Here is a 20443-nt window from a genome sequence, read left to right as displayed (position 1 = left end):
CGGGGGTGCCGCTTAGGCTCTTCGGGTGACGTACGACGAGCATCTGCCCCGGGGGCACGCCAGCCTCGAGGTGCTGCGGGCCGAGGCGGCCGACGAGCTCGCCACGATCGTGCAGGAGCGGCTGCTCTCGGGCGAAGACCCGTGGGACTTCATGGACGAGCTGCCCACCGTCGACGAGCTCGTGGTCTACCTCCTGCGTGCCGACAACATCGCCTCGAACGGCGGGCGTCGGCCTTCCGCGGCGCGCAACTACCGCGTGCTGCGGCAGATCGCGCTCGATCACCCCGACCTCACCCCCTCGGTCTGGCGCCTCATCGGCGATAAAGACGCTCCCGACTGGGCCCCGGGCCCCGGCCGCAACGGCTCGATCGCCCGCCCGGGCGCCCCCGACACCGCCGACACCCCCGACCGCCGCGCCGGCTGACGTCTCAGCAGCCGTCCATCGAACCCGGCGTCGGCGTCCTCGCCGGAATGGCCGGAATGCGAAACCGGGCGGTCGGGCACCTTCCGGCACCGCGCGAACCGCGCACGCCTCGCACGCCTCGCACCCAGGCGACGGGCCGGGTCAGCGGGAGCGGCCGAAGGCCGTGAGGCGCCGCCAGAGGGAGGGGCGGAGGGGCTGCTCGGCGACACCGCCGAGGTCTTGCACCTGCACGTGGGCCGTGACACGGATGGCCGGAGCCTCGGCCGCGGGCCCCGCCGGCATGGGCGTGGGGCCGGTGCTGAGGCCGCCGGAGAGCGACGGGCGGCCCTCGGCGACCCAGTCGAGGTAGGCGGCGTAGGGATCGCTCGGATCGGGAGCGACGGCGGTGGCGCCGGCACCGTCGCCGCGCCGGTAGTGCTTGGTGCCCATCTCGCCTCCCCTGGGGAAAATCGTCCTCGCTTACGGGAAGTTTCGCACGATGCGCCACGATTCGTTATCGCTTCGTTGCGGCTTGACTTCTCGGCGGTGCTGTGTCGCGGCGGGGTGCTGCGACGGGCGGTGGCGATCAGGCCGAGAGGCGCAGGGGCTCCTCGATCAGCTCGTCGAACGACAGCGTCACGCCGTCGCCGCGGCAGTCGCGGCAGTGGGTGAACTCGTCGTCGTGGAAGCTCTGCAGGGGGTCGGCCCCGGAGCCGTCGCAGCGTTCGCAGATGTCGAAATCGTTCATGCCGACATTGTGCGCCGCACCACCGACATCGGCGGCAGCCACGCCGGTCGGGCGCGCTTCGCCCAGCCCGCTCCCGGCGGGTGCCGAGCCGGGTGCGAGACTGGAGCGATGAGCACGACGGATGCACGCTGGCAGTCCCGGGTCGACGATCTCTGGGCGCGGTTCGACGACTACGACCCCGAGGCGTTCGTGGCCGAGCTCGAGCGCGTCACGGCCGAGGCCGCCGACGACGTGCCCCGCGCCGTGGTCGAGTTCGAGCGCGCCGGCGGCTTCGACTCGGTCGGCCGCACCGAGGAGGCCGTGCCGCTCTACCGCGCGGCGTTGGAGGCGGGATCCGACGGCCGGGAGCCGGGGCTCGACGCGTGGCGGCGGAGGCAGGCGACGGTGCAGCTGGCGAGCTCGCTCCGCGCCCTCGGGCAGGCCGAGGAGGCGGTGGCACTGCTCGAGGCGGAGGCCGCGCATCCGATCATCGGAGACGACGAGAACGCCCGCGAGGCCGAGAAGCTGCAGGACGCGGTGCTCGCCTTCCTCGCGCTCGCCCTGGCCGACGCCGGCCGGGAGCGCGAGGCCGTGGGGGTCGCGCTGGGGGCGCTCGCGCCGCACGTGCCGCGCTATCGGCGCTCCCTCACGAACTACGCCGCCGCCCTGCGCGGGCCCACCGACTGACGCCCCGCGAGCGCTCGCGGCTGCGGCCATGGGGAGTTCTCCCCATCGCGCACTCCGCGCTGCCGCGCCTACGCTCGGAGCCTGATGACGAAGCACACTTCACAGGACAGGACGGCCGAGAACGACGCGGCCATCGAGGACCTGCTCTGGGAGTTCGACGTCACCCGCGAGCGCGCCGACCTCGATCGCGCGACCGCACCGGCACCGGCACCGGCACCGGCCGGACCGACGGCGGTGCCGCGGCGGCCCGTCGCGGCGAAGGGCGGCTCGTTCGCGCGGCCCGAGCTCCGGACGCGCTGGCAGCGGTTCCGGGGCAACCTCGCTGTGCGCATCCTGGGCTGGGTGCTGCTCGTCGGCGGCACCGCGACCCTCGTCGCCCTGGCGATCACCCAGCGCTGACGCCGCTGTACGCTCCGGACGAATAAAAAGGCCCTCCGCGACCACTATGGCGGCGGAGGGCCTCTTTATTCGTCCGGAGCGTACGGCGAGAGAGCGCCGCGCGGGTCAGAGGCCGAAGGCAGCCCCGGTGTGGGCGCCCGCGGCGGCCGGGGTGCGGTCGTCCTCGGCGGTGGAACCGGTCCAGTGGTCCTCACCGGCGACGTGGCCCTCGCCCACCGCGCCCGCGGCCCGGGCGGCGGCGACGCGCTCGGCGTGCGACGGCGGGTTGCTCGGCACACCGGCGGGGCGCTGGGAGTCGTTGATCTCGCGCAGGGCGGGCACGATCTCCTCGGCCAGGATGTCGATCTGCTCGAGCACCGTCTTCAGCGGCAGCCCGGCGTGGTCGATCAGGAACATCTGGCGCTGGTAGTCGCCGACGTGGTCACGCATGGTGGCGTAGCGGTCGATGATCTGCTGCGGCGAGCCGACGGTGAGCGGCGTCTGCTCGGTGAAGTCCTCCATCGACGGGCCGTGGCCGTAGACGGGGGCGTTGTCGAAGTAGGGGCGGAACTCGTCGATGGCGTCCTGCGAGTTCTTGCGGGCGAAGAACTGCCCGCCGAGGCCCACGATCGCCTGGTCGGCGCGGCCGTGCCCGTGGTGCTCGAAGCGGCTGCGGTAGAGCGACACCATCTGCTCGGTGTGCTGGATGGGCCAGAAGATGTTGTTGTGGAAGAAGCCGTCGCCGTAGTAAGCGGCCTGCTCGGCGATCTGCGGGCTGCGGATGCTGCCGTGCCAGACGAACGGCGGCACGCCGTCGAGCGGGCGGGGCGTCGAGGTGAAGCCCTGCAGCGGGGTGCGGAACTTGCCCTCCCAGTCCACGACCTCCTCCTCCCAGAGGCGGCGGAGCAGCGCGTAGTTCTCGACGGCGAGCGGGATGCCCGCCCGGATGTCCTTGCCGAACCAGGGGTAGACCGGCCCGGTGTTGCCGCGGCCCATCATGAGGTCCATGCGGCCGTTCGAGATGACCTGGAGCATCGCGTAGTCCTCGGCGATCTTCACCGGGTCGTTCGTGGTGATCAGGGTCGTCGAGGTCGACAGCACGATGTTCTCGGTCGTGCCCGCGAGGTAGCCCAACATGGTGGTGGGCGAGGAGGCGACGAACGGCGGGTTGTGGTGCTCGCCCGTGGCGAAGACGTCGAGGCCCGCCTGGTCGGCGTGCTGGGCGATGGTCAGGATGGCGCGGGTGCGCTCGGTGTCATCCGGGGTACGGCCCGTCGTGGGGTCGGTGGTGACGTCGCTGACGGTGAAGATTCCGAACTGCATGGCTGCGACCCTTTCTCAGATCAATGCGTTTGCATGTATCTCCTACAACGCCTGACTCCCGCAGGTATTCCCGCATCAGCAGTGCGGCGTGCTATTGTCTCAGATCAACGACGTAAAAGCGCTTTGCGTCGTCATCTGCAGACGGAAGGAGCCAAAGTGGCCCGACCCGTCCCACTTCGCGTCACCCGGTCCGCCGCTGAGATCGGCGAGAACCTCGCAGCGTGGCGCAAGCTCCAGTCGATCACCTCGGCGCAGCTGGCCGAGCGCGCCGGCATCTCCCGTTCCACGCTCTCGAAGATCGAGCACGGCGACCCGGGCGTCGGCCTCGGCTCCGTGCTCGCGGTGTCGCGGGCGCTCGGCGTGCTCGACGCGCTGGTGGAGGCGAGCGACCCGTACCGCACCGACCTCGGCCGAGCCCGTGCCGACGAGGCGCTGCCCATCCGGGTGCGGCCCTGATGCGCATCCTCGCCGAGCTCGACGAAGGCGGCACGACGCGCCCGGTCGGGGAGCTCTTCTCGACGGTGCGGCGCCGCACGGTCGTCTCGTCGTTCGGCTACGACCGAAGCTACCTCGCCGACCCGTCGGCCTACGCGATCGAACCAGCCCTCCCGCTGCACGCCGGGTCGCAGGCGCTCGCCACCCCGCTGCCCCGGGCCTTCGCCGACGCCGCCCCCGATCGCTGGGGACGCGCGCTGATCGGGAAGCGGCTGCGCGCCGAGGCGTCGGCCGCCGGCGAGGTCATGGGGATGATCGACGACCGCGACTACCTGCTCGGCGTGAGCGACGCGACCCGGCACGGCGCCCTGCGGTTCCGCACCTCGCCCGACGGCCCGTTCGAGCATCCGGCCGACACCGTGCCCAAGCTGATCGCACTGCCCGAGCTGATGCGGGCGGCCGACCGCGTGGCCCGCGACGAGCCCGGAGACCTCGCCGCCGTGAAGCTGCTGCTCGACGCCGGAACGGGATCGCTCGGCGGAGCCCGCCCGAAGGCCTCGGTACAGGATGGCGAGCGCCTCCTGATCGCGAAGTTCCCCCACCCCGGCGACGAGTGGGACGTAATCGCGTGGGAGGGCGTCGCCCTGGAACTCGCCGGGAAGGCCGGGATCGACGTCCCGGTGACACAGCACCTCGAGCTCGACGGCCGCAGCGTGCTGCTGCTCGAGCGCTTCGACCGGGCGGGCACCGAGCGGGTCGGCTACATCTCCGCCATGACGATGCTGGAGACGAGCGACGGCGAACCGCGCGACTACCTCGAGATCGCCGAGGCCCTGGCCGCGCAAAGTGCTCGCGCCACGGCCGACCTCCGCCAGTTCTGGCGGCGCATCGCGTTCTCGATCGCCCTGCACAACACCGACGACCATCTGCGCAACCACGGCTTCCTGCGCGCTCGCGGGGGCTGGACGCTGTCGCCGGCGTTCGACGTCAACCCCGAACCGGCCCTCGCCGCCCAGCGGGTGACCTCGGTCGGCGGTGCGTCGACTCCGGACGCCGAGCTGCGCACACTCCTCGACTACGCGCCCTCGTTCGACCTCGACGCTGCCGGGGCGCGGGGCGTTCTGCGGGAGGTCGCCGACGCGGCCCGCGAGTGGCGCCCGGTCGCGAAGCGGCACCGCATCGCGCGGGGCGAGCTCGACCGCTTCGCGCCGACCCTCGACGTCACGGTCGAGCTGGTCGCCGCCGCGGGCGGAGTGTGAGCGAACAGCGTCACCCGAGGAGGGCTGCGAGAGCCGCCGGCGGGGCCGTGATCGCGACGGGCCACGGGGGTCGCGCGAAGTCGGCGGCCGCGAGGCGGAGGCGCTGCTCGGTGGCGCGTTCGCCCGGGCGCGGGCTCGCGAAGGCGAGGCCGTTGGGCTGGTAGCCCAGCTTGCGGGAGACCGCGAGCGAGGGCTCGTTCCAGTCGAAGGCCCCCGAGTCGGCGTAGTCGGCGCCGAGGTGGTCGAAGGCGAAGGTGAGCACCGCCTGCCGCATCTCGGTGCCGAACCCCTGGCCCTGCGCCGAGCGGGTGAGCCACGAGCCGGTCGCCACCGTGCGCAGGGTGCCGAAGTCGTCGGCCTCGAGGTCCTGCACGCCGATCGGATGCCCGTCCCGCAGCACAGCGAAGTTCAGGCCCCACGACTCCGGCCGCAGCTCGGCGCGGCGCCGCCACTGGAACTGCGCCAGCGAGCGGCGGAGGGTCGCGGGCTCCTCCTCGCTCCAGGGTCGCATGAAGGGCATCCGCTCGCCGTGGATGCCCGCGAGCGCCGCATCGGCGAGACCCGGCAGGTCGTCGTCGCGCACGACCCGCAGCACCAGCCGCGGAGTCTCGAGGCGGAGGGCGAACAGCGGCCACACGTCTTCGATGCTCATGACCACAAGAGTAGAAGACGGTCATCGGCGCCCGCCTCGCCTCTCGGCACCCATGGGTAAACTTCTTTCAACGCTACGCCTGGTCGAGAAACATATTTACCCGAAAGGTCACTGATGGAGATCATCATCGTCGAGTCGTTCGATGAGGCCGGCGACGTCGCCGCGGGCATCGTGGCCAGGGCCGCCGAAACCGATCCCGAGCTCACCCTGGGGCTCGCGACCGGATCCAGCCCGCTCTCGGCCTACCGAGCGCTCTCCGCCCGGGTAGACGCCGGGCTGGATCTGTCCAGGGCGAGCGCCTTCGCGCTCGACGAGTACGTCGGCATACCCGCAGACCATCCGGCGAGCTACCACGAGGTGATCCGGCTGGAGGCGGTGCTGCCGCTCCGCCTCGACCCGGCCCGCGTGCGGGTACTGGACGGACGGGCGGCCGACCTCGCGGTCGAGTGCGAGGACTACGAGCAGGCCATCCGTGACGCCGGCGGCGTGACGGTTCAGCTTCTCGGCATCGGCACCGACGGCCATATCGGCTTCAACGAACCGACCTCGTCGTTGGCGTCGCGCACGCGCATCAAGACGCTCACCACGCGGACCCGGCTCGACAACGCCCGCTTCTTCGATTCGCCCGACGAGGTGCCTCGGCACTGCCTCACGCAGGGCATCGGCACCATCCTCGACGCCCGGAAGCTGGTGCTCGTCGCGAGCGGGGACCACAAGGCCGATGCGGTCGCTGCGGCCGTCGAGGGCCCGCTTTCGGCGTTCGTGCCCGCTTCGGCGCTGCAGCTGCATGCCGATGCCACGGTGATCGTCGACGAAGCCGCGGCGAGCAGGCTGCGGCTGATCGACTACTACCGGCAGATCGCCGCGGCCAAGCCGGCCTGAGCCAGCGTGCCGCGAGCCACGGGTTGAACCGCCTGGTCAGGCCGCGCGAGCGCGCGGAATGGCCGCCAACAGCTCACGCGTGTACTCCTGCTGCGGCGACCCGAAGATCTGCTCCGGGGTCCCGCTTTCGACGAAGCGGCCCCGCTGCATCACGTGCACGACGTCGGAGACCATGCGAACGACGGCGAGGTCGTGGCTGATGAAGAGGTAGCTCAGCCCCAGCTGCTGCTGCAGCTCGGCGAGAAGGTCGAGCACCTGCGCCTGCACCACAACGTCGAGCGCCGAGACGGCCTCGTCGAGCACCACGAGGTCGGGAGACAGCGCGAGCGCCCGGGCGATGGCGACCCTCTGCCGCTGCCCGCCCGAAAGCTCGTGCGGCAGCCGGTCGGCGAGCGCCGGTGCCAGAGCCACCTGCTCGAGGAGCTCGACCACTCGGTCTCGGCGCGAGCGGGAATCGCCGATGCGGTGCACCACGAGCGGCTCGGCGATCGAACGGCCCACGGGGAACCGCGGGTCGAGCGACGCGTAGGGGTTCTGGAACACCGGCTGCACGCGACGGCGGAAAGCGAAGAGGCCCTTGCGGTCGAGTGACACCATGTCGGTGCCTTCGAAGTCGATGCGGCCCGAGGTGGGCGTCTCGAGCGCGAGTACCAGATTGGCGGTGGTCGATTTGCCCGATCCCGACTCTCCGACGATGGCGACCGTGCGGCCTCGCGGGATGTCGAAGCTCACCGAGTCCACGGCCGCGAAGTCGTTCGTGGCGCCTCCACGGCCGCGCAGAGTGAACACCTTGGTGAGTTCGTCGATGCGCACCAGGGCGTCGTCGGCACGGGCATCCGGAGCACCCCCGGCGACGCGGACGGCCTCACGCGCCGGTGCGCGCTCGACCGCGAGGCTCGGCACCGCCGCGATGAGCTGCTTCGTGTACTCGTGCTCGGGGTTCGAGAGGATCTGCGCCGAGTCGCCCGACTCGACGATCTCGCCGCGGCGCATCACCACCATACGGTCGGCGCGCTCGGCCGCGAGCCCCAGGTCGTGAGTGATGAGGAAGACCGACGTGCCCATCTCCTGGGTGAGCAGCGCCAGCTGGTCGAGGATGCGGCGCTGCACGGTGACGTCGAGCGCCGAGGTCGGCTCGTCGGCGATGAGCAGCCGCGGCCGGCAAGCGAGACCGATGGCGATCAGCACGCGCTGGCGCATTCCACCCGAGAACTCGTGCGGGTACTGATCGACCCTCTTCTCCGGATCGGGGATGCCGACGAGCTCGAGCAGTTCCACCGCCTTGCCGCGAGCCGTGCCTCGACCGGCCTTGCCGTGCACGGTCAGCGCCTCCTCGATCTGATGGCCGATGCGCTGCAGCGGGTTGAGATTCGACATCGGGTCCTGCGGCACGAGGCCGATCTGCGCACCCCGGATGCCCGTCATCTGCTTCTCACGCAGCGACGCCAGATCGCGACCCTCGAACAGCACCTTCCCGGCAGTGATGCGACCGTTGCCGGGGAGCAGCCTGTTGATGGCGGCAGCGGTGGTCGACTTGCCCGAGCCGGACTCGCCGACGACCGCGAGCGTCTCGCCGGGAGCGAGCTCGAGACTCACGTCACGCACGGCCGAGACCTCGCCGGCACCGGTGCGGAAGGCCACGGAGAGGTCGCGGAGGGCGAGGAGGGGTGATGAGGAGGTCATTTGTTCTCTCGCTTCTCGGGGAGGTGCTTCTCGGGGAGGTGGTTCTCGGGGATGTGATCGTGGGGCGACGGCGCAGGGGGCAGCGCGGCGAGCGCCTCGCGCCACACGGGCATCGCATCGCGCCAGAGTCGGTCGTTCGTCACCTCGCTGCCGATCAGGCGATTCGTGGCGATGATCACAGCGGTGTCGGCACCCGGCACGAACCCGAAGGCCACACCGGTGAATCCCGGATGTCCGAGCACGTCCTCTTCGCCACGGCCGAGGTCTGCCCGGTAGCGCCGGAGCCCCAGCGCCTGCTCGGGATCGGGGCTCGCGGCGAAGAACTCCTCCGCCACGGCGGAGCTCCACAAACCCTCACCCGATGGCCCCCCGGCGAGGGCGGAGCCGAGGGTGAGCAGGTCGTCGGCCGAGGAGAACAGCCCGGCGTGGCCGGCCACTCCCCCGAAGGCATGGAACGCGTTGCCGTCGTTCACCTCGCCGCAGATCACCCGTTCGCGCCACCCGTCGAAGTCTTCGGCGGCGAACGGCACCGCGTACGGTCGACCGGTCTCCACCATCCGGCGCTCCACCTCGTCGCCGTCGGCCGAGGCGAGCACCAGGGCGTCACCTGGGGTCGGATGCGCGTAGCCGGTTCCCGTGAGGCCGAGCGGGTCGATCACCAGCGCGGTCACCGCCTCCGCCAGTCCGGTGCCGGTGACCGCCTCGATCACCCCGCCGAGGAGCAGGAAGCCGAGATCGGAGTACACGCGAGTGGAGCCGGGTCGCGAAGCCAACGGCAGGCCGACCGCGATCTCGAACGGATCGCGACCCGAGCGCTGCGCGTCGATGTAGAGCGGCCACCAAGGCGCGAGCCCTCCGCGGTGGGAGAGCAGGTGGCGCACGGTCACTTCGGCACGGTCGGCGCCGCTGAAGGCCGGGAGGAAGCGGCCGATCGGATCGTCGAGCCCGACGCGGCGCTGCGAGACGAGGCGCAGCAGGCTCGTGGTCGTCGCGAGGATCTTGGTGACAGAGGCGATGTCGAAGCGCGCCGCGGCCGTCAGCGGAGGATCGGCCGCGGCAGGGCCGGTGCGCCCGGCGACGCCGATGCTGCGCTCGCCCCCCGCGGCGACGCCGAGGACGGCACCCGAGAATCCGTGGGCGAGCAGCGCGCCGACGCCGATTCCCAGCACGTCAGAGGCGCTCATGCCGGCACCCCCGCTGCGCGATCCGCGGTCGACGTGGTCAGGCCGGTGATGCCGAGACCGGCCCCCGGCGACTGACGGATACGCTCACCGACAGCGACCGGTCCGCCGCCCACTGCGGCAGAGGCCAGCCAGAAGCCGGCGTCGAGGTCATGGGCGCGAGGGCTGACGGAGCGGTCGCGGGACTCTCCGGCTGGCTCGTCCAGCAGCGCCGACGCGAGAGCGGCGGCACTGCCGATGCCCACGCTGCTCTCCATCATGCAGCCCACGATGACATCGATTCCCGACCGCGCGGCCAGCTCGATCATCGCGAGGGCTTCGGTGAGGCCGCCGGACTTGGCGAGCTTCACGTTCACGGCCGGGGCGGACTCGCGGAGCACGAGCTCGCGCAAGTCGGCGGCATCCCACACCGACTCGTCGGCCATCACCGTCGTACTCACCGCGCGCGCCACATCGGCCAGCTGGTCGAGCCGCCGGGCTGCGACGGGCTGCTCGACGAACTCGAGGTCGATGCCGTCGTCCTCCCAGCCCCGGATGACTGCGATGGCGTCGCCGGCCGACCACGCCTGGTTGGCGTCGACGCGAAGACGGATGCCCGGGCCCACCGCTTCACGCACCCGGCGCACCCCCTCCCGGTCTCGGGCGCCACCGCCGGAGAATCCGACCTTCACCTTAAGCGTCGTGAAGCCCGCCGCGACCTGCGCCACCGCATCGGCTACCAGTTCGTCGTGATCGTCGCTCGCCGACACGGTCATGTCGGTGACGACATCCATCGGCGCCGTGGTTTCCGTCGGCGGCAGGCCCCGGCCACTGGCGACCGTGCGACGCAGCACGTCGGCGAGCTGCAGCCCGACCGCCTGGGCCGCGAGATCGTGCAGAGCGCAGTCGACCGCCGAACGCGCCGCCGGATTGCGCACCACCGAGCCGACGACTGCGGCCGCGGAGGCCGACAGGTCCTCGACCCGCGACCCCATCACGGCAGCGGCGATCGGGCCCTTCACGGCTGCCGCGATCCCCTGTCGGCTCTCGCCCGTGACCCGCCAGCTGGCGGGTGCCTCCCCCCAGCCGCTCCGCCCGTCGGAGTCGACGAGCTCGACGAGGACGGTGTCGAGCTCCCGCGCCGTGCGCACGGCCGTGACGAACGGACGGACCAGAGGGATGGCGACGGTGTGGACGACCACACGCTCGATGCGGGTCATGCCGGAGCCTCGGACGAGAGCGACACCGAGCGGCGTACGAGCATCCTCGACCCGACGAGTGCCGCCAGCATCAGTGCGGCTGCCCCGGCGGCCGGAGCCACTGGCACCGAGCCCGTCTCTCCGTCCAGCACGGCGGCGATCGACGGCACGACGACACCGCCGACCGCACCGACCGCCACGAGCACCGAGGCCACCGTGACCGATCGCGCCGACGACACCGCGTCGAGTCCGAGGCCGAGCATGATGGCGTAGCAGGGCCCTGCGAAGAAGACCGCCACCGCCAGCAGCGCGACACCAGCCGGCCCCGACACGGACGTGACCACGGCGGCGCCAGCCACCGCGAGGGCGACGGCCACCGCGGCGCCGATGCCCAGGCCCTCAGCCGGCAGACGTCGGCCGGCGAGCACGCCCGCGAGCCGGCCCAGGCTGATCAGCAGCCAGAAGGCCGAGGTGCCGAGCGCCGCCACGGCGGGATCGGCTCCCAGCTCGACGGCCACGATGGTCGCCGACCAGCCCGACAGGATGGTCTCGACGCCTACATAACAGGCAATGGCCGTGGAGGCGAGGCCCAGTGCCGGCAATGCGGCGCCCCTCGTCTCAACCCGGGCACCGGCGGGAGCAGCACCGCCCGAACCGCCCGCGACGACATCGGCCGCACCCGGCGACCGGCGCGGCCGATGCTGCAGAGCGGCGAGCAGCTGCAGCAGAGCGACGACCACCGGCACCGCCCGCACGGCACCGGCGCTCGAAGTGGCGAGGACCGCGATCGGGGTCAGGGTACCCAGCGCGGCGACGGCCAGCGTCAGACGCACCAGCAGCCGCGGGGTGGCGGCACCGGCGCCGAGACGAGCGGACGCCGTGCCCGCGGCCTCGACGAGACCGAAGCCGAGACCTGCTGCACCCGCGCCCGCCACGAAGGCCGCCGGAGTCGGCGCGACTGCGACGAGCAGCAGGGCTGTAGCCTGCACGATGGCTCCGGCCCGCACCAGCGTCGAGGGGGCGAGAAGGCGCCCGGCAATCGGGGTGAGCAGCACGCCCAGCAGCACCCCGGCGAACAAGGCAGGCACTGCGGGGCTGAGCGCGGTGGTGTCGACCCCGAAGCCCTCGGCGACCGCCGGGATCATCGACGGCACCGTCGCGGCCGTGGCACCGAGGCCCGCGAACGAGAGCACGAGCCACCGCATCGAGACGGGCACGCCGGTCATGCCGTCGTCGCCTCTCACGTTCCTGCCTCCGCGGTGCCGGCTTTCGTCGTGCGCGCCGACGCAACCTCAGCCGTAGCCGGCGCACGCTGGGTGATCGGCAGGGAGAGACCGAGCTCGGACACTCCGTAAGCGGCCTCGGTGCGGCGGCGTCCGTCGAAGGCGAAGCCGCGCGACCGGTAGAAGTCGAGGGAGGCGCGGTTGCTTTCGAATACCCAGAGCCGGGCCACCTCGGCACCGGACGCGGCAAGCCGGGCGACCGCGGCGTCGAGCAGCACGGTGCCGAGCCCTCGACCCTGGGCGCGAGGCGACACGTAGAGCGAATGGACGTCGCCGCGCGTCGAGCCGACCTGCTGCGACCAACGGGCGACCCCGAGCACGGCGCCCGCCGGGGAGCCAGGAGTGGACGAGGCGACCGCTGTGTCTACCTCGACGGTGCCCTCGACCGCCACCAGCACGGTGCTGTCGCTCGCTCGTGCGAAAGCGGTGCGCCACAGCTCGCGCGCCGACGCCTCGGTCATGGAGTCACGCACGCGCGCCGGCAGCACGGTCGCGTAGCTCGTGCGCCAGCAGTCGAGGAAGACGGCCACGACGCCGTCCAGATCCGCGGCCGTCCCCTGCCTCAGAGTGGTGGCCATCAGCGCCCCGACCCGCCGTCCGTCACCCGGGCATCCGTCAGCGACATCGAGCCGAGCGGCGTCGTGACCGGCTCGGGCAGTCGCAAGGGCCCCGAACCGGGCGTGATGGTGCCGAGCACCCGCGCCTGCCTCGCCCCGGTCGCACTAGGAGCGCTCGCCGGCACCCCGTGCGCCGTGCACCAGCCGATCAGGGCGAACGCGATGGCTTCCTTGTCGTCGCTCGCCGCTCCGAACTCGTCGGTGGCCCGCAGCGTGACGCCGGGCAGCAGCTCCCGCAGCCGGGACACCAGGGTGCCGTTGCGCCAGCCTCCGCCGGACACCACGAGGGTGCTCACGTCCTGGACCCGCACCGCGTCGGCGACGGTGACGGCGGTGAGCTCCGTGAGCGTCGCCACCAGGTCAGGTGTCGTGAGGGGCGCCGCGCGCCGCCTCAGAGCGGCATCGACGTAAGCGGCGTTGAACAGTTCCTTGCCGGTGCTCTTCGGCGACGGCAGCGCGTAGTAGTCCTCGGCGAGCAGCTGCTCGAGCAGCAGCCGGTCGACAGTCCCGGTTGCCGCGATAGCTCCGTCTTCGTCGTAGCCGCGGGGATGAGCGGCCCTGGTCACGATCACCGCGTCGATCAGCGCGTTCGCCGGGCCGATGTCGAAGGCCACCGGAGGCTCGCCCGGAGCGAGCACGGTCATGTTCGAGATGCCTCCGAGGTTGAGCGCCGCGACCCGGCCTGGCACCTGTCGGAACAGCAGCTCGTCCAGGAACGACACCAGCGGCGCACCCTGCCCACCGGCGGTGATGTCGCGGATGCGGACGTCGGAGACCACGGGAACACCCAGCGCCTCGGCGATCCACGCCGGCTGACCGATCTGCAGGGTGCCGAGCGCCCGGCCGCCCTCCACCCAGTGGAACACGGTCTGCCCGTGCGAGCAGATGAGGTCGACCGGGTCGTCGAGGCCGGCCGCGACCTCCTGCGCCGCGGCGGCGAACGCCTGCCCGATCAGAGTGTCGAGTTCGGTCATCTCGGCGAAGGTGGTCGGCGCCGGCGGCAGCGCGGCGATCAGGCGCGCCCGCAGCACCGGCTCGTAGGGTGCACTCTCGGCGGCGACCACCCGGGCCGTCAGCACGAGAGGAGCGCCGTCGACGGCCGACCTGTCGAGCGGCTCTTGCGCCGGAGGGCCTGACGGCTCGTCGATGTCGACCACCGCCACGTCGATGCCGTCATGCGAGGTGCCCGAGATCATGCCCATCACCCTCATGAGGTGACCTCCTCGCCGGCCTCGAGCGCGCGTCTGAGACGCCCGTCGGAAGCGTCGAGCAGGTGGCGGGCCTCGTCGAGCCCCACCCCGCGCACGATGCGTACCACGGCGGCCTTGACGTCGAAGCCCGACGACTCGAGCACCGCCGCCGACTCGGCCGGCCCGGCACCCGTGATCGTGTCCACGATGCGCACCGCCCTGGCCCGAAGCTTGTCGTTGGTGGCGCGCACGTCGACCATGAGGTTGCCGTAGGTCTTGCCGAGCCGGATCATCACGATGGTCGAGAACATGTTCAGCACCAGCTTCTGCGCGGTGCCGGCCTTCAGTCGTGTCGACCCGCTGATGAACTCGGGACCCACGACCACCTCGATCGGGAACTCGGCGGCGCGGCTGAGAGCGGCGTCGGCGTTGCACGAGAGTCCGACGGTCACCGCACCGCGGCGCCTCGCCTCCTCGACGGCCGCGATCACGAAGGGTGTCCGGCCGCTCGACGCGATGCCGATCACGCTGTCACCTGGGCCGACTCCGGCCTCAGCGACCGCGAGGCGGCCGGCCTCCGGATCGTCCTCCGCGCCCTCGATCGGCGAGACGATCGCGCCGGGGCCGCCGGCGATGATGCCGAAGACCTGCTCGGGAGAGGTGCCGAAGGTGGGCGGGCTCTCCGAGGCGTCGAGCACGCCGATGCGGCCAGGGGTGCCTGCGCCCACGTAGACCAGACGGCCACCCCCGGCCATCCGCTCGGAGACGGCCTCGAGGGCGGGCACGATGTGGGGCAGCTCGGCCGCCACGGCACCCGGCACCGTGGTGTCGGCCTCGTTCATCAGCCGGGCGAGCTCGGCGATCGGCAGCCGGTCGATGTCGGCGTAGCGCGGGTCGACGGCCTCGGTGGTGAGGCGGCCTGTCGCGTCGCGGTCGATTCCGGTGGAGCTCATCGGGTTCCTCTGTTTCGGGGGTCGAGCGTGTCGCGCAGTCCGTCGCCGAGCAGGTTCAGGCCCACGATGAGCAGCACCAGCACGGCTCCGGGCGCGATCATCGTCCAGGGCGCGATGGAGAGCAGGGTTCGGGCGTCGTAGATCATCGAGCCGAGCGAGGGCGCGGGTGGCGGCGTTCCGAGACCGAGGAAGCTGAGCGACGCCTCCGTCAGCACCGCCCACGACAGCGACAGGGTGACCTGCACGATGATGATCGACGTGATGTTCGGCAGCACGTGCTGCAGCATGATGCGCGATCGCCGCATGCCCGTGCTCGTCGCAGCGCGCACGAAGTCGATCTCCCGCAGCGACAGCACGGGCCCGCGCGTGACGCGAACGAAGATCGGCACGTAGACGATCGCGATCGCGACCGCCACCGTCAGCCAGTTGCGTTCGAACACTGAGGCGAGCGACAGGGCGAGGAGCAGAGGAGGGAAGGCGAAGAGCACGTTCGTGATCCCACCGATGACGGTGTCGGAGATACCCCGGTAGAAGCCGGAGACCACACCGGCTGCGGTGCCGACGACTGCCGACACGGTCACGGCGACCACGGCGATCACCGTCGAGTTGGCCACCCCGGCGGCGACACGCGAGAACATGTCGCGGCCGAACTGGTCGGTACCGAACCAATGCATGGCGCTCGGCGGCTGCAGCCGCGACGGCGGGTCCTGTGCCACCGGGTCGTAAGGGGTGAGCCCGAACAGCGCCATCAGTGACAGCAGCACCAAGATGGCCGAGATGATAAGACCCGCCACCGCGCTGGGGCTGCGCAGCATGGCGCGCAGCCGCTCGCCCCTCGCGCTCGTCGCCGGAGGGATGCCGGCGGTCTCCACGACGCCGGTCATGCGACACGCACCCGGGGGTCGATGACCCGGTACAGCAGGTCGGTGAGCAGGTTCACGATCACGAACACGAGCGCGATCACCAGCACGGTGCTCTGCACGAGGGCGTACTCCTTCTGTTGGATGCCGAGCAGCACCAGGCGACCGATGCCGGGCAGCGAGAAGATCTGCTCCACGACCACGGCACCGCCGAGCAGGTAGCCGAACTGCAGGCCCGTCATGGTGACGATGGGCACCATGGCGTTGCCGAGCACGTGCTTCACCGCGAGGCGTCGCGGTGGGACGCCCTTCGCCTTGGCCGTTCGCACGAAGTCGAGCGAGCGCACCTCGAGCAGCGCGGTGCGCGCCGTGCGCATGATGGGCGCCGCGATGCCGAATCCGAGCACCAAGGCCGGCAGCAGCATCTGCTGCAGGTTGAGGGCCGGATTCTGTAGCAGCGGTGCGAAGGTCTGGCCGTTCGGGTTGAACGCCAACGTCGATGCCAGCACCGACAGCAGCGTGGTGCCGAGCAGGAACGCCGGAACCGACAGTCCGGCAAGGCCCACCACCTGGCCGACGCCGTCGCGGACGGAGTCGGGCTTGGAAGCCGACAGCATGCCGAGCGGTATGCCGATCACGAGCGCGAGCACGATCGAGATGATCGCCAGCTCGATGGTCACCGGCAGAGCGGCCGTGATCAGATCGAGCACGCTCTGCTGCGCCCGCGACGAAAAGCCGAGGTTGCCGGTGAAGATGTTGCCCAGCCAGCTGAAGAACTGCAGCACGAGCGGCTGGTCGAGTCCGTAGTACGACTCGAGTGCGGCCCGTTGTGACGGGGTGAGCGCGGCGGCCTCGGTGCCGAGCCCGGCGGTGATCTGGTTGCCTGGGATCGCGCGCAGCATGATGAAGACGAAGACGGCCACCCCGAGCAGGGTCAGCACCGCCTGCACCACCCGGCGCACGGCGCCGTTGCGGATGATTCTCTGCAGGATCATGGAAGCCTTTCTCCCCTCCGGGGCGGCGGTCTCCGGGGCGACGGATCGGGCCCGCCGCCCCGGGAGCCGAGCGTGGATCAGCCGACGGTCGTGGTGCGCAGGTACTGCAGGGAGCCGTTGGCCATGGGCTGGAAGCCCTGCACCGAGGAGTCGGTTGCCGTGTAGGTGTAGCTGGTGAACATCCAGATCCACACGGCGTTGTCCTCGAGCAGCTTCGACACGTCGTCGTAGATGGCTTTACGGGCATCCGGATCGGCGGTGGCCTTGCCCTCGGCGAACAGCGCGTCGAGCTCGAGCGAGCTGTAGCCGGCCACCTTGTTCAGATTGCCGGTGCTGGTGAAGTACCGGCCGTACATGCCGTCGGGGTCGGGTCGCCCGCCGTTCAGGGCGACCGCGGCGTCGAAGTCGCCCGCGACCCAGCGGTCGACATAGGCACCCGACTCGAGCACCTCGAGGTTGAGCGTGATGCCGGCCTCGGCGAGCTGCGACTGGAGGTTCTGGGCCTCGTTCACGCTGGTGGCGTACTCACCCTGCGACACGATCGTGTCGATGGTGACGCCGCCGGAGAGGCCGGCCTTGTCGAGGTAGTCCTTCGCCTTGTCCAGATCGCGGGTGGGACAGGGCCGCGCGTCAGGGTCGGACTTGTACGCCGGCGATGTGATCGGGCCGGTCACCTCGCCCTCGCCGAGCGCCGCGGTCTGAAGCACCTGATCGCGATCGATCGCGCACTGGATGGCGAGGCGCACGTTGACGTCGGAGAGCACGTCGCGGCTCGCGTTGAGCTGCAGCGCGTGGTAGCTCAACTGCGGGGTCTCCTCCACGGTCACCGTTCCGGTCTCGGCGGTCTGGGCCACCAGCGGATCGTCGAACACCGCGAACTGCACGTTGCCCGACTGCAGGGCCGACACGATCGAGGTCTCGTCGGGGATGACACGGAACTCAACTGAAGCCAGAGTGGCCGGGTCTCCCCAGTACTCGTCGAAGCGGGACAGCGTGAGCGACTGGCTGGCCGTGCGCTGGTCGAACTCGAAGGGGCCGGTTCCGTTCGGCGTGGTGTTCAGCGACTCCTCCGTGTCGTCCGACGACAGGATCGCGAGGTTCACGCTCGCGAGGCCGGCAAGCAACCCGGCGTCGGGTGTGGCGAGGGTCAGCACCACTGTCGTGGGGTCAGGCGCTTCGACCGTGGTGACCGAGGTGAGGGTCGCCGCCGCGACTGCGGCGGTGGCCTCCTCCTTGATCGTGTCGAGCGAGTACTTGACGTCTGCCGAGTCGAAGGCGCTCCCGTCGTCGAAGGTGACGCCGTCGCGCAGGGTGAAGGTGACGGTCAGCCCGTCCTCCGACACGTCCCACGACTCGGCGAGGCCGGGCACGACGTTGAGGTCCTGGTCGAACTCGGTGAGGGTGCCGTAGATGTTCTGCAGAACGTTCACCGACTGGAACTGGGTCGCCTTCCACGGGAAGAGCGTGTCGGGGTCACTGGTGACGCCGACGACGAGGGCGCCATCGCTGGAGGATGCGCCGCTCGTGGAGGGGCTGGCGGTGCCGCCGGCGGTGCAACCGCTGGCGATCACCGAGAGGGCCACCGCGGCAGCGCCTGCGGCGAGCCAGCGTGCGGCTCGGGAACCGTGTGACATGTTGAACTCCCTGGATTACCTGATCGGACGTGTGATGTGGGGCAGTGGGGCGGCTGCCGACGGACCCGATCGGGCCACGGTGTCGACGTTGAACCAACCGTAGGGTACAAAGTTACAAGAAATGTTTCGGCTCTGTAACTGATTTCCGTAAATTGCTTACCCCGGCTGCCAGTAATGTGGCCTCCACCGACCCGCGAGGAGCTGCAGGATGAAGAACGAGGCCGTCGAGCGCCCCGATCCCCGCACCGTCCTGGTGCGGATGCGCGCCGCCATGCCAGGGCTGCGGCCGTCCGAGCGTCGGGTCGCCGAGGCCTTCCTCACCGACCCGGCGCACGCCGCCGCGCTGTCGATCGCGGAGCTGGCCGAGTCCTGCCAGGTGTCGCCGACCTCGGTGGTGAGGTTCTACCGTCGTATCGGCTACACCCGATATCAAGACCTGCGGATGGATCTCACTCGCGAGGCCACTCGAGAGACCGTCGAGAGCAGCGCCTACAACTCCGTCAGTGGGGACATCGACCGCTCCGACACGCTCGAGGACATCGTGTCGAAGGTGGCTCTGAACGAGACCCTCTCGATCGCCGACACCGTCGAGACGCTCGACATCGAGTCGCTGCGTGCCGCAGTCGCGGCGGTGGCAGGAGCCGCACGGATCGACATCTTCGGGGTCGGCGCGAGCTCGGTCGTCGCGCTCGACCTGCAGCAGAAGCTCACCCGCATCGGCCGCACGGCCATCACCTGGCCGGACGCCCACGCGGCGTGGACCGCGGCGACCGTGCTCGACGACCGGGCCGTGGCCATCGCCATCTCGCACTCCGGAGCCACCACCGACACCACCGAGTTCCTCAGCCTCGCCGCCGGGGCGGGAGCCACGACCGTCGCGGTCACGAACTTCTCGGAGTCGCCGCTCGCTCGCGGCGCCGACGTCGTGCTCACCACCGCGGCTCGCGAGACCCGCTTCCGTTCGGGCGCGCTCGGCAGCCGCATCGCGCAGCTGATGGTGATCGACTGCCTGTTCACGGGCGTGGCGCAGGCCTCGTTCGATCGCTCGGTCGACGCGTTGCGCGAGACCTACACCGCACTGCGCAAGCGAACTCTGGGCTGAGAAGACGGGGACAACCCGCGGAGAAGACGCGTCAGCGCTCGCCCTGCTCCTCCGCCATCGCCTCGGCGTGCTCGCTCTTGCCCTCGGCGATCAGCCGGTCGTCGCGCCGCACGACCCCGACGAACTCGCGCAGCCGCCCGCCGAGCGCCTTGAGCGCGAGCGCCGGGCTCGCGTGGGTCGGCTCGGGGGTCTCGGCAGCCTCGTGCGACATGCGGTTGAGCAGGCCGTCGGTGTCGCGGGGCGCCCGCGCGAACTCGACGCAGAGCCGGGCCACGCCCTCGGCGTGCTGGTGCATCACCGAGTGGGCGGCGCCGCCGATCTCCCAGGTCGAGGCGAACGGGATGCGCGTGGCCGCCCACTCGGCGAAGGCCTCCGATACCACGGCGTCGTGCTCGCCGCGCACGATCAGGGTGGCGGCCCGGATGCGCGGGAAGCGGTCCTCGATGCGGAACCGCATCATCGCCGGCAGCACCCGCAGGAACCACTTCGGCCCGCAGGTCAGGTACGAGCCCACGGCGAGCAGCTTGACCTTGAACGGCTCGTGCCAGGCGGCGTGCAGGAAGCGGAACGCCAGCATCGGCAGCCGCCGCGCCGAAGGGTCGACGACGGGGCTGATCAGCACGACCGTCGTGATGTCGGGCCGACGGGCCGCGACCTCGGCGACCATCTGGGTGCCCATCGAGTGACCCACGAGCACCGGGTCGTCGAGGTCGAGCTCGTCGATCACCGCCTCGACGAGGTCGGCGTACTGCTCGATGCTCATCGCGGCGGGCGGATGCGGGACCCCGCCGAACCCGGGCAGGTCGAGCGCGTGCACGGGTCCGAACTCGTTCAGGTTCGGCGCGAGCCGCTCGAAGTAGGTGGCGGCGACGCCGAGGCCGGCCACGAGCACGAAGGCGCGGCCGCCGGGCGAGCCGATCGTCGAGACCCGGGCGTAGACGTCGCCGCGCTCGACGCGCCGCACCTCGATCGAGGTGTTCGGCTCACTCGGGTCCCCTCCGCGCTCCACCATCCGCGTGCG

General features: G+C 71.2%; 22 protein-coding genes. 7 read left to right on the top strand and 15 right to left on the bottom strand.

The genetic code is table 11. The features are described 5' to 3' along the window. The first annotated feature begins 25 nt into the window (after window positions 1-25). On the top strand, window positions 26-424 hold the full coding sequence (locus tag BJ984_RS05550) for a tryptophan synthase subunit alpha (protein WP_271206413.1): 399 nt from the start codon (window positions 26-28) through the stop codon (window positions 422-424). Between the two features lie 141 nt (window positions 425-565). On the opposite strand, the gene BJ984_RS05545 is transcribed toward BJ984_RS05550, so the two are convergent. Next, window positions 566-853, bottom strand: a complete 288-nt coding sequence (locus BJ984_RS05545; protein ID WP_179547187.1) for a hypothetical protein — start codon at window positions 851-853, stop codon at window positions 566-568. Window positions 854-989: 136 nt separating this feature from the next. Beyond that, window positions 990-1151, bottom strand: a complete 162-nt coding sequence (locus BJ984_RS05540) for a hypothetical protein (protein ID WP_246306434.1) — start codon at window positions 1149-1151, stop codon at window positions 990-992. A 108-nt stretch (window positions 1152-1259) separates the two neighbouring features. Between BJ984_RS05540 and BJ984_RS05535 the strand changes: the two genes are divergently transcribed. Further along, a complete protein-coding gene (locus BJ984_RS05535) occupies window positions 1260-1817 on the top strand; it encodes a tetratricopeptide repeat protein (protein WP_179547186.1) in 558 nt (185 codons plus the stop codon). Between the two features lie 84 nt (window positions 1818-1901). Next, window positions 1902-2216 carry a hypothetical protein gene (locus BJ984_RS05530; RefSeq protein WP_179547185.1) on the top strand — a complete coding sequence of 105 codons (315 nt, stop codon included), beginning with the start codon at window positions 1902-1904 and terminating at the stop codon, window positions 2214-2216. A 105-nt stretch (window positions 2217-2321) separates the two neighbouring features. On the opposite strand, the gene BJ984_RS05525 is transcribed toward BJ984_RS05530, so the two are convergent. After that, window positions 2322-3518 carry an LLM class flavin-dependent oxidoreductase gene (locus BJ984_RS05525; protein ID WP_179547184.1) on the bottom strand — a complete coding sequence of 399 codons (1197 nt, stop codon included), beginning with the start codon at window positions 3516-3518 and terminating at the stop codon, window positions 2322-2324. Window positions 3519-3674: 156 nt separating this feature from the next. Between BJ984_RS05525 and BJ984_RS18900 the strand changes: the two genes are divergently transcribed. Next, window positions 3675-3974: a helix-turn-helix domain-containing protein gene (locus BJ984_RS18900; RefSeq protein ID WP_271206412.1), complete on the top strand. Its 300-nt coding sequence runs from the start codon at window positions 3675-3677 to the stop codon at window positions 3972-3974. Next, entirely contained in the window at window positions 3974-5212 is a 1239-nt protein-coding gene (locus BJ984_RS05515) for a type II toxin-antitoxin system HipA family toxin (RefSeq protein ID WP_179547182.1), read from the top strand. Before BJ984_RS18900 ends, BJ984_RS05515 begins: the two co-directional genes overlap by 1 nt. Window positions 5213-5222: 10 nt before the next feature. Here BJ984_RS05515 and BJ984_RS05510 read toward each other — a convergent pair whose 3' ends face one another. Next, window positions 5223-5864 (bottom strand): GNAT family N-acetyltransferase, encoded by a 642-nt coding sequence (locus tag BJ984_RS05510; protein ID WP_179547181.1) that lies wholly within the window; start codon window positions 5862-5864, stop codon window positions 5223-5225. Between the two features lie 114 nt (window positions 5865-5978). On the opposite strand from BJ984_RS05510, the gene nagB reads away from it, so the two are divergent. Beyond that, complete coding sequence (nagB, locus tag BJ984_RS05505) at window positions 5979-6746, top strand: glucosamine-6-phosphate deaminase (RefSeq protein ID WP_179547180.1); 768 nt, start codon at window positions 5979-5981, stop codon at window positions 6744-6746. Window positions 6747-6782: 36 nt separating this feature from the next. On the opposite strand, the gene BJ984_RS05500 is transcribed toward nagB, so the two are convergent. The 10 genes from BJ984_RS05500 to BJ984_RS05455 all read right to left on the bottom strand — a co-directional run bounded on the left by BJ984_RS05500 (window position 6783) and on the right by BJ984_RS05455 (window position 18320). Continuing rightward, window positions 6783-8429 (bottom strand): ABC transporter ATP-binding protein, encoded by a 1647-nt coding sequence (locus BJ984_RS05500; protein WP_179547179.1) that lies wholly within the window; start codon window positions 8427-8429, stop codon window positions 6783-6785. Further along, window positions 8426-9613 carry a serine hydrolase domain-containing protein gene (locus BJ984_RS05495; RefSeq protein WP_179547178.1) on the bottom strand — a complete coding sequence of 396 codons (1188 nt, stop codon included), beginning with the start codon at window positions 9611-9613 and terminating at the stop codon, window positions 8426-8428. The genes BJ984_RS05500 and BJ984_RS05495 overlap by 4 nt, the downstream gene beginning before the upstream one ends. Continuing rightward, window positions 9610-10809 (bottom strand): dipeptide epimerase, encoded by a 1200-nt coding sequence (locus tag BJ984_RS05490; RefSeq protein WP_179547177.1) that lies wholly within the window; start codon window positions 10807-10809, stop codon window positions 9610-9612. Before BJ984_RS05490 ends, BJ984_RS05495 begins: the two co-directional genes overlap by 4 nt. Next, entirely contained in the window at window positions 10806-12014 is a 1209-nt protein-coding gene (locus tag BJ984_RS05485; protein ID WP_179547176.1) for a hypothetical protein, read from the bottom strand. Before BJ984_RS05485 ends, BJ984_RS05490 begins: the two co-directional genes overlap by 4 nt. A 14-nt stretch (window positions 12015-12028) precedes the next feature. Continuing rightward, on the bottom strand, window positions 12029-12649 hold the full coding sequence (locus BJ984_RS05480; RefSeq protein WP_179547175.1) for a GNAT family N-acetyltransferase: 621 nt from the start codon (window positions 12647-12649) through the stop codon (window positions 12029-12031). Beyond that, window positions 12649-13884: an anhydro-N-acetylmuramic acid kinase gene (locus tag BJ984_RS05475; RefSeq protein WP_246306433.1), complete on the bottom strand. Its 1236-nt coding sequence runs from the start codon at window positions 13882-13884 to the stop codon at window positions 12649-12651. Before BJ984_RS05475 ends, BJ984_RS05480 begins: the two co-directional genes overlap by 1 nt. Window positions 13885-13895: 11 nt before the next feature. Continuing rightward, on the bottom strand, window positions 13896-14831 hold the full coding sequence (gene murQ / locus BJ984_RS05470; protein ID WP_179547173.1) for an N-acetylmuramic acid 6-phosphate etherase: 936 nt from the start codon (window positions 14829-14831) through the stop codon (window positions 13896-13898). Beyond that, window positions 14828-15715 (bottom strand): ABC transporter permease, encoded by an 888-nt coding sequence (locus BJ984_RS05465; protein ID WP_179547172.1) that lies wholly within the window; start codon window positions 15713-15715, stop codon window positions 14828-14830. The genes murQ and BJ984_RS05465 overlap by 4 nt, the downstream gene beginning before the upstream one ends. Further along, entirely contained in the window at window positions 15712-16686 is a 975-nt protein-coding gene (locus tag BJ984_RS05460; protein WP_218869977.1) for an ABC transporter permease, read from the bottom strand. The genes BJ984_RS05465 and BJ984_RS05460 overlap by 4 nt, the downstream gene beginning before the upstream one ends. Before the next feature lie 77 nt (window positions 16687-16763). Then, entirely contained in the window at window positions 16764-18320 is a 1557-nt protein-coding gene (locus BJ984_RS05455) for an ABC transporter substrate-binding protein (protein ID WP_179547171.1), read from the bottom strand. A 208-nt stretch (window positions 18321-18528) separates the two neighbouring features. Between BJ984_RS05455 and BJ984_RS05450 the strand changes: the two genes are divergently transcribed. Next, the gene (locus BJ984_RS05450) at window positions 18529-19422 is read left to right on the top strand and encodes a MurR/RpiR family transcriptional regulator (RefSeq protein ID WP_179547170.1); all 894 of its coding nucleotides are present in this window, start codon (window positions 18529-18531) and stop codon (window positions 19420-19422) included. A gap of 31 nt (window positions 19423-19453) precedes the next feature. Here the strand turns inward: BJ984_RS05450 and BJ984_RS05445 are convergent, their stop codons facing one another. Next, window positions 19454-20434, bottom strand: coding sequence for an alpha/beta fold hydrolase (locus tag BJ984_RS05445; RefSeq protein WP_179547169.1), 981 nt, complete (start codon window positions 20432-20434; stop codon window positions 19454-19456). Window positions 20435-20443 lie beyond the last annotated feature (9 nt).

The organism is Herbiconiux flava (assembly GCF_013409865.1).
GTDB lineage: Bacteria > Actinomycetota > Actinomycetes > Actinomycetales > Microbacteriaceae > Herbiconiux > Herbiconiux flava.
This window is presented reverse-complemented; position numbering and strand designations above follow the sequence as displayed.

What these genes read in the sequence shown, in the direction of transcription:
- BJ984_RS05485 (WP_179547176.1), bottom strand. Translation starts at nt 12,014, where the DNA reads ATGACCGGCGTGCCCGTCTCGATGCGGTGGCTCGTGCTCTCGTTCGCG.
- nagB (WP_179547180.1), top strand. Translation starts at nt 5,979, where the DNA reads ATGGAGATCATCATCGTCGAGTCGTTCGATGAGGCCGGCGACGTCGCC.
- BJ984_RS05530 (WP_179547185.1), top strand. Translation starts at nt 1,902, where the DNA reads ATGACGAAGCACACTTCACAGGACAGGACGGCCGAGAACGACGCGGCC.
- BJ984_RS05475 (WP_246306433.1), bottom strand. Translation starts at nt 13,884, where the DNA reads ATGATCTCGGGCACCTCGCATGACGGCATCGACGTGGCGGTGGTCGAC.
- BJ984_RS05510 (WP_179547181.1), bottom strand. Translation starts at nt 5,864, where the DNA reads ATGAGCATCGAAGACGTGTGGCCGCTGTTCGCCCTCCGCCTCGAGACT.
- BJ984_RS05490 (WP_179547177.1), bottom strand. Translation starts at nt 10,809, where the DNA reads ATGACCCGCATCGAGCGTGTGGTCGTCCACACCGTCGCCATCCCTCTG.
- BJ984_RS05525 (WP_179547184.1), bottom strand. Translation starts at nt 3,518, where the DNA reads ATGCAGTTCGGAATCTTCACCGTCAGCGACGTCACCACCGACCCCACG.
- BJ984_RS05495 (WP_179547178.1), bottom strand. Translation starts at nt 9,613, where the DNA reads ATGAGCGCCTCTGACGTGCTGGGAATCGGCGTCGGCGCGCTGCTCGCC.
- BJ984_RS05535 (WP_179547186.1), top strand. Translation starts at nt 1,260, where the DNA reads ATGAGCACGACGGATGCACGCTGGCAGTCCCGGGTCGACGATCTCTGG.
- murQ (WP_179547173.1), bottom strand. Translation starts at nt 14,831, where the DNA reads ATGAGCTCCACCGGAATCGACCGCGACGCGACAGGCCGCCTCACCACC.
- BJ984_RS05455 (WP_179547171.1), bottom strand. Translation starts at nt 18,320, where the DNA reads ATGTCACACGGTTCCCGAGCCGCACGCTGGCTCGCCGCAGGCGCTGCC.
- BJ984_RS05515 (WP_179547182.1), top strand. Translation starts at nt 3,974, where the DNA reads ATGCGCATCCTCGCCGAGCTCGACGAAGGCGGCACGACGCGCCCGGTC.
- BJ984_RS05480 (WP_179547175.1), bottom strand. Translation starts at nt 12,649, where the DNA reads ATGGCCACCACTCTGAGGCAGGGGACGGCCGCGGATCTGGACGGCGTC.
- BJ984_RS05540 (WP_246306434.1), bottom strand. Translation starts at nt 1,151, where the DNA reads ATGAACGATTTCGACATCTGCGAACGCTGCGACGGCTCCGGGGCCGAC.
- BJ984_RS05445 (WP_179547169.1), bottom strand. Translation starts at nt 20,434, where the DNA reads ATGGTGGAGCGCGGAGGGGACCCGAGTGAGCCGAACACCTCGATCGAG.
- BJ984_RS05465 (WP_179547172.1), bottom strand. Translation starts at nt 15,715, where the DNA reads ATGACCGGCGTCGTGGAGACCGCCGGCATCCCTCCGGCGACGAGCGCG.
- BJ984_RS05450 (WP_179547170.1), top strand. Translation starts at nt 18,529, where the DNA reads ATGAAGAACGAGGCCGTCGAGCGCCCCGATCCCCGCACCGTCCTGGTG.
- BJ984_RS05545 (WP_179547187.1), bottom strand. Translation starts at nt 853, where the DNA reads ATGGGCACCAAGCACTACCGGCGCGGCGACGGTGCCGGCGCCACCGCC.
- BJ984_RS05500 (WP_179547179.1), bottom strand. Translation starts at nt 8,429, where the DNA reads ATGACCTCCTCATCACCCCTCCTCGCCCTCCGCGACCTCTCCGTGGCC.
- BJ984_RS05460 (WP_218869977.1), bottom strand. Translation starts at nt 16,686, where the DNA reads ATGATCCTGCAGAGAATCATCCGCAACGGCGCCGTGCGCCGGGTGGTG.